Origin of the sequence: Halorussus litoreus, assembly GCF_003382685.1 — an archaeon.
GTDB classification, from domain to species: Archaea; Halobacteriota; Halobacteria; order Halobacteriales; family Haladaptataceae; genus Halorussus; species Halorussus litoreus.
This window is the reverse complement of sequence record NZ_QLVG01000079.1, coordinates 1-10,707: the sequence shown is the minus strand read 5'-3', so window position 1 is coordinate 10,707 and position 10,707 is coordinate 1. Positions and strand designations below refer to the sequence as shown.

Here is a 10,707-nt window from a genome sequence, read left to right as displayed (position 1 = left end):
GGAGGCGACGGGCGACCGCAACGCCTTCGTCACCGAGATCAGCCGGACCGACGACGGGGTGAACGTCAAGGTCTCGACCACCAACATCGGCAAGAAGATTGCAGCGAAGCTAATCGAGGAGTTCGGCGGCAGCTACTCGGACTCCGAGACCCTCGTGACCGAGGACGAGGACGGCGAGGAGGTGTACCGGGTCACGTACGCGGTCCGGCTCCCGCCGTACTCGCCGGGCGAGATCATCGACCTCCACGGCGACGACGGCGGGCCCGTCCTCGTGCGAAGCGTCCGCGGGAACCTGAAGGGGACGCGACTCACGACCGGCGAGGACTACGAGGCCGGTTTCGAGGAGGGCGACGCCCCAGACGCCCGGCGACTCGGGCACGTCGAGGACGCCGAGGAGACCACCCTCGTGACGGTCGAGGACGAGCGCGCGGTGCAGGTGCTCGACCCCGAGACGTACCGGTCGAAGACCGTCGCTCGGCCGGACTACATGGACCCCGACGCAGAGAGCGTGCCGGTGTTGAAGAGCCGCGCGGGCCTGCACGTGGTGCCCGAGCAGGACGACGGGGAGGGATGACGGGGAGTGATCTCGCCGCGGTCGTCCGCAAGCCCGAGAGCGAGGCGACCATCGCCGCCCTGCGCGAGGAAGGCGTCTACGACGTGGCCCGGTCGGTCCGCGAGCGCGACGACGACACCGTCGAACTTCCCGTCACGGAACCCCCCGCAGAGACGGCGGTCCTCGACGTGGTCGAGCAGGTCGCTCCCGAGCGACGGCTGCCGGATCTCGCTGCCCACCTCCGCGAGCGGGGCTGGTCGGACGACGAGATCGAGCGCGCGCCGTCCTCGTGGGCGGTGATAGGCAGCGTCGTGCTCGTCACGTTCGAGGACGGTCCTGACGCCGAAGCAGCCGACCGCGACGGGGAGGACGGAATCGACCGGGCGGAAGTCGGCGAGGCGCTGCTCGACCTCCACGGCGAGGCCGACACCGTGCTGGCGAACGAGGGCGTCTCCGGCGAGCACCGCGAACCCTCGGTGTCTGTCGTCGCGGGCGAGGGCGACACCGAGACGGTCCACGCCGAGCACGGCACCCGGTACGCGCTCGACCTCGCACAAGTCATGTTCTCGCCGGGAAACAAGGCCGAGCGCGCCCGGATGGGAGAGATAGCGAGCCCGGGCGAGCGCGTGTTCGACATGTTCGCGGGAATCGGCTACTTCACCCTCCCGATGGCCAGGGCCGGAGCCGAGGTGACCGCGACCGAGCGGAACCCCGAGGCGTTCCGCTACCTCGTCGAGAACGCGATGCTCAACGACGTGGCCGAGCGCGTCTCGGCGTTCCGTGCGGACTGTCGCGAGGTGGCGGTCGAACCCGAGGCCGACCGCGTGGTGATGGGCTACTACGAAGCTCACGAGTACCTCGACGCGGCGCTCGCGGCGCTGCGGCCCGGCGGGACGGTTCACCTCCACGAGGCGACGCCGGAGGACCTGCTCTGGGACCGTCCGGTGTCACGGCTCCGGGAAGCCGCAGACGAGCGCGACCGCGAGGTCGAGGTGCTGGACCGCCGGAAAGTCAAGAGCCACAGCGAGGGCGTCTGGCACGTGGTCGTGGACGCGAGGATCGAGTAGTGCGGTCGCGTCGAACGATTGGATAGCGCCGAACGGTTCGGTAGTTTGACGTTCCGCTGCGGAAACCCGTCCCACGAGATGGCCGACAAGCGCGAGGTCGTGAGCGTCCTGATCGCGCTGGAGTTCGTCGTGGTCGCCGCGGCGCTGTTCCTTCTCGTGGCGTTCGAAGTCGCCGCTCCGGTTCTCCCGCTCGCGCTGGTCCTGCTGTTCGCGCTGTACCGGTACCGCTCGTAGCTGGGCCGGGAGGGCGGGCGGCCCGGCGACCGGACGACGGTCCGGTCGCCGGGCCGCCCGCAGATTTACGTTCCGGCTGTCTGAAACCACGGGCATGCCCAAGTGTCCCGCCTGCGAGCGCGACGCGAGTTCGCCGAACTACCGCAAGCAGACGGTCGAACCGAGCGCGGACCGCGACGGCGTGACCGTCACCGCGACCACGGGCCAGCAGTACTGGATGGTCGTCTGCCCGCACTGCGACGCCGTCCTCGGCACCGTCTTGGGACGGCGATAGTATATTCTCGCGCCGTCCTCGCCGCGGACCCCAACCGTTATTTCGCTCGACTCGCTTTCGTGGAATATGGACGACGACACGCGCCAGAAGCTCATCTCGATGTTCCTCGTGCTGTTGATGATAACGTCGGGTGTCGCCTACGCCGCATCGTTCTTCTGAGCGGCGCTCACAACGATATTCTACCCGACACTCATCACTACGCTCCGAGCGACGCTCACCACGACACGGTCTCCTCGCCCACCGACGCGTCGAGCGCGTAGTAGCTCCGCTCGCGGACGAGATACACCGTATCCGGGGCGTCGTCGGACTCCTCGTGCTGTCGCTCCCGGTGGTCGCCGATCCGGTCGAGGAACGACTCGAACGCATCCGAGACGGGTGCACACTCGACGTACTCGTCGCTCCGGATGGCCTTCGCGGCGACGTCCTTCTCGCCGTCGGACAGCTCATCGAAGTGGATCGGGACGACCGCCTCGCGGACCGCCGCGGGCGGTGTAGCGCGCTCGGCCGCGACGCTGCTCCGGTCCGCGCCCTCGCACGCCGGGTCATCGGTCGCTGCGCAGCCGGCGAGTCCGCCGGCGAGGACGGCGGCGCTCGCGCCGAGGAACTGCCGGCGGGTACTGCTCGACCGTCGTCGCATCGTCACGCTTCGACCTGTCGACCTCGGTGAGATACGTCTTGGGGCTGCTTCTCTCGCCACACCGCCGGTTGGGAAAAGGCTACTCCACGTCCCACACGTCCGCCATCGGGCTCTTCTTCTCGCGCGAGGAACGACCGGACGACGAGCCATCGGACCCGGACGACTGTCGATCAGCGGACGCTCCCTCGCTGGTCTGGTCGGCCGAGCGCGACCCCGACGTGCTGGCCCCGTTTCGACGATTCGCCCGCCGTCGACTCCCGCCTGCGCTGGCCCCTACCGCCGACTCGCTGGCGCTCGCGGGATCGAACTCCGGAAGGTCTGGGCGGCTCATCCGGTCGATCTGCTCGGCGAACCACGGCGGAACGTCGCTCTCGGCGCGGTCGAACAGCTGGAGCAGGCTCGAATCCGCGAGGTAGGTCGCGCCGTAGTCGTCGGGCGACCGGACGACGCGACCGCAGGCCTGAATCACGGTCCGGAGCGCGGTCCGGTAGTACCACGCCCACTGGCCCTCCTCGAGCCGGTGAGCGACTCTGGAGTCGCCGGTGTTGAGGAACGGGGCCTTGCAGAGCACCTGCCACCGCGCGAGGTCGCCCTTCAGGTCGAGCGCTTCCTCCATCTTGACCGAGAGGAACACCTCCTCGCCGCCGGTGGCCTTCCACGAGTCGAGCTGGGCGTCCCGGTCGTCCTTGTCGTGGGTCCGGACCCGGTCGCCGACCCCGAAGTCGTCGAACCGGTCGGCGAGTCGTTCCTGGATGGCGTACGAGTGGGCGTGGACGATGCCCTTCTCGCCCCGGTGGTGCTGCATGAGTCGAACGATGGTGCGGGCGATCTCCGGCAGGGTGTCGTCGCGGTGCTCGTAGGTCATCTTTCCCCGCGTCACGTCGTACAGCGGCCGGTTCTCGACCGGGAAGGTGTGGCCCACGTCGACCAGCGCGACGTTCGCGGGGTCGAGGCCGACCTGCCGACAGAACGCCTCCTTGCTCAGGATGGTCGCCGACAGGAGCGCGAACTTGTTGCCCCGGTCCCAGACGGTGTGGGCGAGGTAGCGCTCGGGGTTCATCGGCTTGATCGTGATCGGTCCGCCGCCTCCGCCCTCCCCGTCACCGCTACTCGCCCCGCCGCGCTGCTGGTCGACGACCCACGTCGTCGCGCTCTCGGTGTCGCGGTAGTCCTCCACGAACCAGTCCAGTTCGCCGATCAGCTCCTGCAGCCGGTCGCGCTCCGCGGCCTCGTGGGGGTCGAGCTCCTGCTGGGCGATCAGGTCGTCCTTGCGCCGCCGGCAGACGTTCTGGAGGCGCTCGGCGAACCGGACCGTCCGGTCGAGTCCGGCTTCGCCCACGTCGGGCACGTTCAGGTCGTCCCAGACGGGGACCGTCCCCGGATGCAGGTCGATGGTCGCGTACATCTCTGCCCACTCCGCGAGACCGTGGGCCTCGTCGACGACCACCACGTCGCGCTTGCGGAAGACCTCGGAGCCCGCGGTTCGCATGAAGTACGCCAGCGTCATGGCCGCGATGTCGCGGTTGCTCGCGATGGCCCGGTCGGAGAAGTACGGACAGCGGTGCTTCACCGAGCAGTCGTACCCCTTCTCGCGGGCGCAGGGTGCCCTGTCGACCGGGGTGTCGGTCTCGCCCGGCAGGATGCAGGAGTAGTTGCGCTTGCCCCGGATGATCTTCAGGTCGTCGAGCAACTCGTCGGCGGCCACGTCGTCGAGCTGGGACACCTGCGGCGTGGTGTAGTACGCCCCGGTGGCGTCGCTCGGCGCGGCCTCGTCGGGTCGGCGGGCACACCCCGCGATGGCCCGCGCGAGCAGGGACTTGCCGCTCCCGGTCGGCGCGCGCACCAGCACCACGTCCTTGCCGCCGTCGAACGCCTCGCTGATGGACGAGAGGGCGTCGCGTTGGTTGCCGCGATAGGAGGGCGCGGGGAACTCCTCGGTTATCCGGTCGAGGTTCACTGTCCGAAGTCACGGCGGTGGTTCGGATAAAGGCTATCGATTCCGGCGATTCGAACGTCTGCTCGGAGCGGGTCAGCTAAAATCGAGATATTTGACCAGCGAGACGGCTGTTTGGCTAGAAATTCAGGCACCATCGGAGTTCTTGACACGCTCAGCGAATCTGTCTCGGATCTCCTTGCGCAGGTGGTTCAGTTTTTCTCGGGCGTCTTCAGAGTCGTCGCCGAGTACGCCGAACCCGCGCCATTCGCCGGTCATTTATCTAAACTACCTCGCTATCGGAAACGTATCCTCCGCTTACAGTAAAAACACCGATTCGCGGACAGGTGTAACCGATTATTCCTCGTCCAACCCCGCCACGTCCGCCGCAGTCGGGTCGTCGGGAAGCCGGTCGATGCAGTCGAAACAGAGGAAGTGCTCGCTCCCGTCGCTGTCGAATTCGAGAGTCATCCCGCCGGTCGCGTCGTTCTCCAGCGTCCAGAGGTTCGCGATGCCGCCCGCGATCTTGACCTGCTCGCCACACGCTTCGCAGGTGTCGCTAGCCATGCCCGGACCCAGTGGCCCCACCCCCAAAGCCCTGCCGCCGGAACCGAAACCCTCCGAGGAATCGAAGTCTTCCTGCCCTCGTTGAACTCCGTCCAACGGAACCGAACTATCTCCGGCGGGAATCCGAACCGTATTTATGCGAGTTCGTTGTGCGCGGTGATACCACAGTCGGCACCGGCCGACGGGAAACAGACTATGAACGACACGCAACCAACGAACGGTACCGCCATCGACCTCGGAACCCTCCCACCGCACGTGGCACACGCTCGCTTCGACCCCGAACTGGGCGAGCGACCGGTTCGGGCAGTCCTGGACGCGCTCGCGGAGGCGTCCCACCGGCCGGTCGAGGACCTCGACGTCCGCCTGCACGACGCCGTCGACCCGGACGCGCTCGACGACCTCTTCCGGCCGACGCGAACCGGCGCGCTCCGGAATGGGGGGCACGTCGCGTTCGCGGTCGGGGAGTTCGAGGTGGACGTCCACGCCGACGGGCACGTCTTCGTCCGCCGGACGGCGTCGGACTGACGCGGACCGACCGAGTCGAGTGGGGTCGATTCGGACCATCGCTTCCGACTCGTCGGATTCCAGCTGGCCGGATTGTAATCCGCCGGATCACAGCGCGTCGTCGGGCTCGTGCGCCTCCGCGACCCGGGTCGCCTCCGTCGCGTACCGCTCGCGGGTCTCGGGATCGTTCACCGTGCCCAGATTGTCGAGCGAGGCATCGACCGCCGCGGTCGTGACCCGGTGGTCGCTGAAACTGGTCAGCGCGCGCTCCTTCCGGAGGTAGCGCCGGCCGTCCGGCGTTGCGTACACGAGGATGATGAGGTTCTGCTCGTCGTCCGAGAACGTGCGCTCGACGAGCCAGACGCGGACGGACTCGGCTTCGGCCGCTTCAGTCGCCGCTACAGTGCCTTCGGCCGCTACAGTCCCTTCGGCAGCTTCGGGCGAGGATTCGCGTTCCATGCGGGAACTACTCGCTCGTGGAACAAAACGCTGCGGTCGCGTCCGCGCGCCGCTCGCGGCGCGCGGACGCGACCGCAGTTGCCGCAGTTCCGCCTGTCCTTCCGCAGTTCCCCTCGCCCTTCCCCAGTCCCCTCACCCTTCCGCAGTTCCCCTCGCCCTTCCCCAGTCCCGACCGGTGCTTCCGCCACCCGACCGTTTATGTCAGACCACCGCGAACGAGACACAGCCATGGAGGTGAACTGTGAGGGATGTGCCGGCTGCTGCATCGACTGGCGAGCCATCTCCCCGGAGCCCAGCGACCACGAGCGCAGGGGACCGCGCCAACCGCTCGACGACGCGTACAACCTCGTGCCGCTGACGCGCGACGACGCCCGGGCGTTCCTCGACGCGGGACTGGCCGACGCGCTGACCCCGCGACTCTGGCGTGACGAAGACGGCGTCGAAGTCGACGGTATCCCTGTCTCTGCCGTCGACGGCAAGCCGGCGTTCTTCCTCGGCCTCCGTCGCGCACTCAAGCCCGTCGCCCCGTTCGGGACCGACCCGACGTGGCTCCCGACCTGCGCGTTCCTCGACCCGGCGACGCTCCAGTGTCGCATCCACGGTGCGGAGACCTACCCCGAGGAGTGTGCCGACTACCCGGGTCACAACCTCGAACTCGACGCGGAGACCGAGTGCGAGCGCGTAGAGGCCGCGTTCGGCGGCGAGCGCCTGCTGGACGACGACGCGCCCGAGAGCCTGTCGGTGTTCCTGCTCGGCCCGCAGGCGCTCGGCCAGAAGGTGTTCGTCTTCCCCGAGCCCGACCGGCTGGACGGCGTCGTTGCCCGCGCGGCGGACGGCGACCTCACCGCCGAGGACCGCGCGCTGTTCACCGCAGCTGCGATCTCGGCCGCGCCCGGGACGACGAACGTTGACCGCGACCGATTCGAAGCGGCGCTCGCCGAAGCCCGCGACGCCGACTCGTGGGTCGGGCGGGCCATCGCCGACTGGCGGGCGCGGGCCGACGGAACCGAAGGCGACGCAGTCGGTGCGTCCGCGCCCGATCCGTCGCTCGCCGAGCGCGTCGAGGACGACCGGGGCGCGCCCGCGACTCCGGGTTGGAACGCGGACGATTCGGACTCGAATTCGGAGCACTGAGCGTCGGAACTGCCTTTCGCGAGTCCGCGGAGGGGCGAATTCACTGGCCGTCTGAGTTATCGCGTCGATCGTCGGCAGAACAGGATCTCCCCGTTAACGGAACCTGTGCCCGCTCACTTCCCGGTCTTGATCTCCTCGAACTTGTCGAGGAGCGCTTCCGCGGAGTCGCCGGAGTCGTACTCTACGGAGCCGTGATACGTCGTCCGGTCGTCGTCCTCGCTGACTTCGACCGAGTTGTTCTTGCGTTCACGGCGCTCGTGTTCGTCTTCGTCATAGGCACCCATTGACATGACAACCACACTCATGGGTAAGAATCCGGCGGTAATGAATGTAACGGATAATCGCATTCTTTTCGCTCCCTGAAAACAGGTCAAAATTCCCGGGGCGTCTGCATCCGTGACACGTCGGTGTCTCACGTGGTAACCCCTCGACTCAAGAGAGACATCTCGACGCAAGAGGTAAACCCGTCGCGTGACAACTATCTCCCGTGGCGAGTCCGCTCCGCTTTCGCCGCTCTACGGAGCGGTGGACCGACGACAAGATCGAACGCGACCTGCTGAGCTCGCTGGACGAGAAGTTCGGCGCGCGCCTTCTGACGCCCCACTTCGTGGTTCCCTCCGGGTACGACGCCCATCGATTCGAGATCGACAATGGGGACTTCGCGCTGTTCATCTGGAACCCCGACGGTGGCGAGGCCTACTGGCTCGGCAACACCGAGACGCCCTCCGCGCTCTGGCGGACCGAGAAGTACACCTTCGACGAGATTCCGTACTCTGTCGCGCGGTGGGCCCAGCGCGAACTGCTCGCGGACCTCGCGGTCGAGGCCCCGTGGCTGGCCGAGTACGAGCATCTCGCGTGGTTCTTCCTTCCCGTGCTGTTCTCGAAGGACGGCAGACACTCCTCGCGGAAGTTCTTCCGCGAGCACGCGATGGGGTTTCCGGACGCGACCCGCGACGACGCCCTGCGGTTCTACGAGGGGTTCCTCTCGACGGGCGCGCTCGACGACTACCGGTACGAGATGGCGTCGAAGCTCGGCACCAGCCCGCAGGTCGACCCCGTGCGGATGGCGTCGGCGATGAGCGAGTTCACCGCGGCCAAACTGCTCGTGGACGCCGGCTACGAGGTCACGCCCGAAATCGAGGTGACGACGGGCCACTCGCTGGACTTCCGGGCCGACCTCCCCGCGGAGGCCGCGAGTTCGGACGGCGGTGGCGGCGTGCTGGTCGAGGTCACCCGACCCCGACCGCCGACGCGACGCAACGCCGACACGCCGGTCGCCGCGGTGCGCGAGACGGCCGAGACCAAGACCTCCGGACAACTCGACAAACACGGCGGCGGCGCGGTGCTGTTCGTGGACTGCTCGGGCTTCCGAGACGACGAGTGGGCCGCAGTGAAGGGCGAACAGCCGGAGGTTCGACACCGGCCTGCGGTGGTCTTCCGGGCGCGCCCGTTGGGCCACGTCGAGGCCTACAGCAAGGGCTCGGTGCCGCTGGATCTGGGCGGTGCTGTGGAGTGGGTGTAGGAACTGGCGAAAATCACCAGTCGGTCACGTGTCGGTATCCGTCGTCTCGTCTTTCGGTTCGGACACAGTTACTTTCCACGCTGGCGGACCGGTCTCTTTAAACGTGTATCCGATAGTGATTCCTATATTGATTCGATCTGGTAAGTTGTCGTAATAACTTACGTCCACTGTATCCCACTCGCGCCCGTCCAAGCGAATCTCGACGTGGTAGTTACTGGGTTCCGTCGGAAGCCCCTCGAACAACCCGCCACCGACTTGGAACTTCGCGTCGGGGTCGTTCGCTCCGAAGGTCTTCGACCGAAAGTAGACGGGTTCCATCGGCTCTTCCGACTCCTGATCGAAAATCAAGAGATGAACTGTGTGCGGTTCCTCGTGGTGATTAGTGACGTAAACACCGCTGATGATGGCTTCCGGCGGAGAACTGTTGGCGAACGCGCTACAGCCACTGATGAGTGCGAGTGCACCGGCTCCGGTAGATTGGAGGACGCGTCGCCTATCGGGCATCTCCATACAACGACACTCTACACTCGGAATAAATTAATAAATTTTCACTCTTGACCCAACGGCTGACGAGACGCAGTCGCGGTGTAGGTACTCGCAGGCTGTTCGCCGAGCGTCGACGTGCAGAAAATACCTCGGTTCGGCTGGAATCGCCCCAGCAACCGACCGCTGGAAACGTCGCGTCTCAGAAACTGACCTGTTCCGGACCGAAGGTCCCGAGCGTCGTCGGGTCGCGGTCGCTGTACCCCTTCCGGCCGATGGCTCCCTCGCCCACCGTACAGTAGAGGGTGGCCTCGGCCTCGCCGGGTGCGTGGAGGGTCTCGTCGTCGCCGCGTCGGAGTATCTCCCCGAGCGTCTCCGAGCCATTCGGCAGGTCGAGTTCGTAGTCGCCGTGTGAGTCAGCGAGTTGATTCGTCGTCGCCGGGTAGTCGTGTTGACGGAGTAACTCCGTCGCCTGTCGCAGGGACATCGACAGCACCTACACCAAAGTTAATGATAAACCTTTCCGGGGGATGCTACGGAGGTCCTTAAGGAATCTAAGGTCTCCCCAGAACGAAGCGCTTTCGGCGGGCCCCCGCGTTCTGGGGGTATGAGCGTCTTCGCGGACCTTCACGTCCACACGACCAACTCCGACGGCGAGATGGCGCTGTCGGAGGTACCCGAAGCCGCCCGCGACGCGGGCGTCTCAGTCGTGGCGATCACCGACCACGACCGCCTCCACCCCGAACTCCCCACGCCCGTCACTGCGTTCGAGGGCGTGACGGTGGTCCACGGCATCGAGTTGCGGGTCGAACCCCGGAGCGAAGACTACGAGAGCGACCAGTCCAGCGGGGGAAGCGACGGTCCCGGCGAGCGCGTCGACCTGCTGGGCTACGGTGCGACACCGACGCCCGAACTCGTCGACGAACTCGACCGCATCCAGCGGGACCGCAAGGAGCGCGGGCGAGCCATCATCGAGAGCGTCGAAGACCACCTCGGCGTGGACCTCGACCTCGAAGCGCGGGAGGGCCTCGGCAGGCCCCACGTCGCCCGCGCGGTGGTCGACCACGCCGAGACAGCATACGACGAGATCGGCGACGTGTTCGACGACCTCATCGCCGACGGTGGCCCCTGCTTCGTGGCGCGTGAGGTGACCTCGTTCGAGCGCGGCGTCGACCTCCTCTCGGACGCCTGCGGCCTCGTCGGACTGGCTCATCCGTATCGGTACGACGACCCGGAGGCCGCCCTCGAACTGACTCGCCACCTCGACGCTGTGGAGCGGTATTACCCCTACGACCGGGAGGTCGACCCCCGGCCGGTCGAGCGCGCTATCGCGGAATACG

The 10,707-nt window shown here is 67.1% G+C and carries 16 protein-coding genes; 8 read left to right on the top strand and 8 right to left on the bottom strand.

What is annotated here, in order from left to right; all coding sequences use genetic code 11:
* The 4 genes from DPQ64_RS17920 to DPQ64_RS17910 all read left to right on the top strand — a co-directional run.
* A partial coding sequence (locus DPQ64_RS17920; protein WP_269814493.1) for an NMD3-related protein occupies positions 1–574 on the top strand: 574 nt, incomplete at its 5' end.
* Entirely contained in the window at positions 571–1,620 is a 1,050-nt protein-coding gene (locus DPQ64_RS17915) for a class I SAM-dependent methyltransferase (protein WP_115865288.1), read from the top strand. The genes DPQ64_RS17920 and DPQ64_RS17915, both read left to right, overlap by 4 nt.
* Positions 1,621–1,698: 78 nt before the next feature.
* Positions 1,699–1,854 (top strand): hypothetical protein, encoded by a 156-nt coding sequence (locus DPQ64_RS19405; RefSeq protein ID WP_198662163.1) that lies wholly within the window; start codon positions 1,699–1,701, stop codon positions 1,852–1,854.
* A gap of 94 nt (positions 1,855–1,948) precedes the next feature.
* Positions 1,949–2,128: a hypothetical protein gene (locus DPQ64_RS17910; protein ID WP_115863189.1), complete on the top strand. Its 180-nt coding sequence runs from the start codon at positions 1,949–1,951 to the stop codon at positions 2,126–2,128.
* Between the two features lie 214 nt (positions 2,129–2,342).
* On the opposite strand, the gene DPQ64_RS17905 is transcribed toward DPQ64_RS17910, so the two are convergent.
* The 4 genes from DPQ64_RS17905 to DPQ64_RS17895 all read right to left on the bottom strand — a co-directional run bounded on the left by DPQ64_RS17905 (position 2,343) and on the right by DPQ64_RS17895 (position 5,265).
* Positions 2,343–2,765: a hypothetical protein gene (locus tag DPQ64_RS17905; protein ID WP_115863188.1), complete on the bottom strand. Its 423-nt coding sequence runs from the start codon at positions 2,763–2,765 to the stop codon at positions 2,343–2,345.
* Positions 2,766–2,844: 79 nt separating this feature from the next.
* A complete protein-coding gene (locus tag DPQ64_RS17900; RefSeq protein WP_115863187.1) occupies positions 2,845–4,722 on the bottom strand; it encodes a helicase C-terminal domain-containing protein in 1,878 nt (625 codons plus the stop codon).
* A 123-nt stretch (positions 4,723–4,845) separates the two neighbouring features.
* On the bottom strand, positions 4,846–4,977 hold the full coding sequence (locus DPQ64_RS19840) for a hypothetical protein (RefSeq protein WP_269814466.1): 132 nt from the start codon (positions 4,975–4,977) through the stop codon (positions 4,846–4,848).
* A gap of 78 nt (positions 4,978–5,055) precedes the next feature.
* On the bottom strand, positions 5,056–5,265 hold the full coding sequence (locus DPQ64_RS17895; protein ID WP_115863186.1) for a DUF7561 family protein: 210 nt from the start codon (positions 5,263–5,265) through the stop codon (positions 5,056–5,058).
* A 195-nt stretch (positions 5,266–5,460) separates the two neighbouring features.
* On the opposite strand from DPQ64_RS17895, the gene DPQ64_RS17890 reads away from it, so the two are divergent.
* Positions 5,461–5,790 carry a HalOD1 output domain-containing protein gene (locus tag DPQ64_RS17890; RefSeq protein ID WP_115863185.1) on the top strand — a complete coding sequence of 110 codons (330 nt, stop codon included), beginning with the start codon at positions 5,461–5,463 and terminating at the stop codon, positions 5,788–5,790.
* 87 nt (positions 5,791–5,877) lie between these two features.
* Here DPQ64_RS17890 and DPQ64_RS17885 read toward each other — a convergent pair whose 3' ends face one another.
* Positions 5,878–6,228, bottom strand: coding sequence for a hypothetical protein (locus tag DPQ64_RS17885; protein ID WP_115863184.1), 351 nt, complete (start codon positions 6,226–6,228; stop codon positions 5,878–5,880).
* Positions 6,229–6,456: 228 nt separating this feature from the next.
* Between DPQ64_RS17885 and DPQ64_RS17880 the strand changes: the two genes are divergently transcribed.
* Complete coding sequence (locus DPQ64_RS17880; protein ID WP_115863183.1) at positions 6,457–7,362, top strand: YkgJ family cysteine cluster protein; 906 nt, start codon at positions 6,457–6,459, stop codon at positions 7,360–7,362.
* Positions 7,363–7,475: 113 nt separating this feature from the next.
* Here DPQ64_RS17880 and DPQ64_RS19020 read toward each other — a convergent pair whose 3' ends face one another.
* Positions 7,476–7,652 (bottom strand): DUF5786 family protein, encoded by a 177-nt coding sequence (locus tag DPQ64_RS19020; protein ID WP_232820485.1) that lies wholly within the window; start codon positions 7,650–7,652, stop codon positions 7,476–7,478.
* A gap of 197 nt (positions 7,653–7,849) precedes the next feature.
* On the opposite strand from DPQ64_RS19020, the gene DPQ64_RS17875 reads away from it, so the two are divergent.
* Complete coding sequence (locus tag DPQ64_RS17875) at positions 7,850–8,884, top strand: DUF5784 family protein (protein WP_115863182.1); 1,035 nt, start codon at positions 7,850–7,852, stop codon at positions 8,882–8,884.
* Positions 8,885–8,908: 24 nt separating this feature from the next.
* Here DPQ64_RS17875 and DPQ64_RS17870 read toward each other — a convergent pair whose 3' ends face one another.
* Together DPQ64_RS17870 and DPQ64_RS17865 are read right to left on the bottom strand one after the other, a co-directional pair.
* The gene (locus DPQ64_RS17870) at positions 8,909–9,394 is read right to left on the bottom strand and encodes a hypothetical protein (protein WP_115863181.1); all 486 of its coding nucleotides are present in this window, start codon (positions 9,392–9,394) and stop codon (positions 8,909–8,911) included.
* Positions 9,395–9,569: 175 nt separating this feature from the next.
* Positions 9,570–9,854 (bottom strand): DUF5789 family protein, encoded by a 285-nt coding sequence (locus DPQ64_RS17865; protein WP_115863180.1) that lies wholly within the window; start codon positions 9,852–9,854, stop codon positions 9,570–9,572.
* Between the two features lie 120 nt (positions 9,855–9,974).
* Here DPQ64_RS17865 and DPQ64_RS17860 point away from each other — a divergent pair.
* Positions 9,975–10,707 (top strand): PHP domain-containing protein (locus DPQ64_RS17860; protein ID WP_157971778.1); only part of this gene is annotated, 733 nt, incomplete at its 3' end.

Bases quoted from the DNA above. Each gene is read 5' to 3' on its own strand.
- DPQ64_RS17890 (WP_115863185.1), top strand. From the start codon at position 5,461: ATGAACGACACGCAACCAACGAACGGTACCGCCATCGACCTCGGAACC.
- DPQ64_RS17895 (WP_115863186.1), bottom strand. From the start codon at position 5,265: ATGGCTAGCGACACCTGCGAAGCGTGTGGCGAGCAGGTCAAGATCGCG.
- DPQ64_RS19405 (WP_198662163.1), top strand. From the start codon at position 1,699: ATGGCCGACAAGCGCGAGGTCGTGAGCGTCCTGATCGCGCTGGAGTTC.
- DPQ64_RS17865 (WP_115863180.1), bottom strand. From the start codon at position 9,854: ATGTCCCTGCGACAGGCGACGGAGTTACTCCGTCAACACGACTACCCG.
- DPQ64_RS17905 (WP_115863188.1), bottom strand. From the start codon at position 2,765: ATGCGACGACGGTCGAGCAGTACCCGCCGGCAGTTCCTCGGCGCGAGC.
- DPQ64_RS17915 (WP_115865288.1), top strand. From the start codon at position 571: ATGACGGGGAGTGATCTCGCCGCGGTCGTCCGCAAGCCCGAGAGCGAG.
- DPQ64_RS17880 (WP_115863183.1), top strand. From the start codon at position 6,457: ATGGAGGTGAACTGTGAGGGATGTGCCGGCTGCTGCATCGACTGGCGA.
- DPQ64_RS17885 (WP_115863184.1), bottom strand. From the start codon at position 6,228: ATGGAACGCGAATCCTCGCCCGAAGCTGCCGAAGGGACTGTAGCGGCC.
- DPQ64_RS17910 (WP_115863189.1), top strand. From the start codon at position 1,949: ATGCCCAAGTGTCCCGCCTGCGAGCGCGACGCGAGTTCGCCGAACTAC.
- DPQ64_RS19020 (WP_232820485.1), bottom strand. From the start codon at position 7,652: ATGTCAATGGGTGCCTATGACGAAGACGAACACGAGCGCCGTGAACGC.
- DPQ64_RS19840 (WP_269814466.1), bottom strand. From the start codon at position 4,977: ATGACCGGCGAATGGCGCGGGTTCGGCGTACTCGGCGACGACTCTGAA.
- DPQ64_RS17870 (WP_115863181.1), bottom strand. From the start codon at position 9,394: ATGGAGATGCCCGATAGGCGACGCGTCCTCCAATCTACCGGAGCCGGT.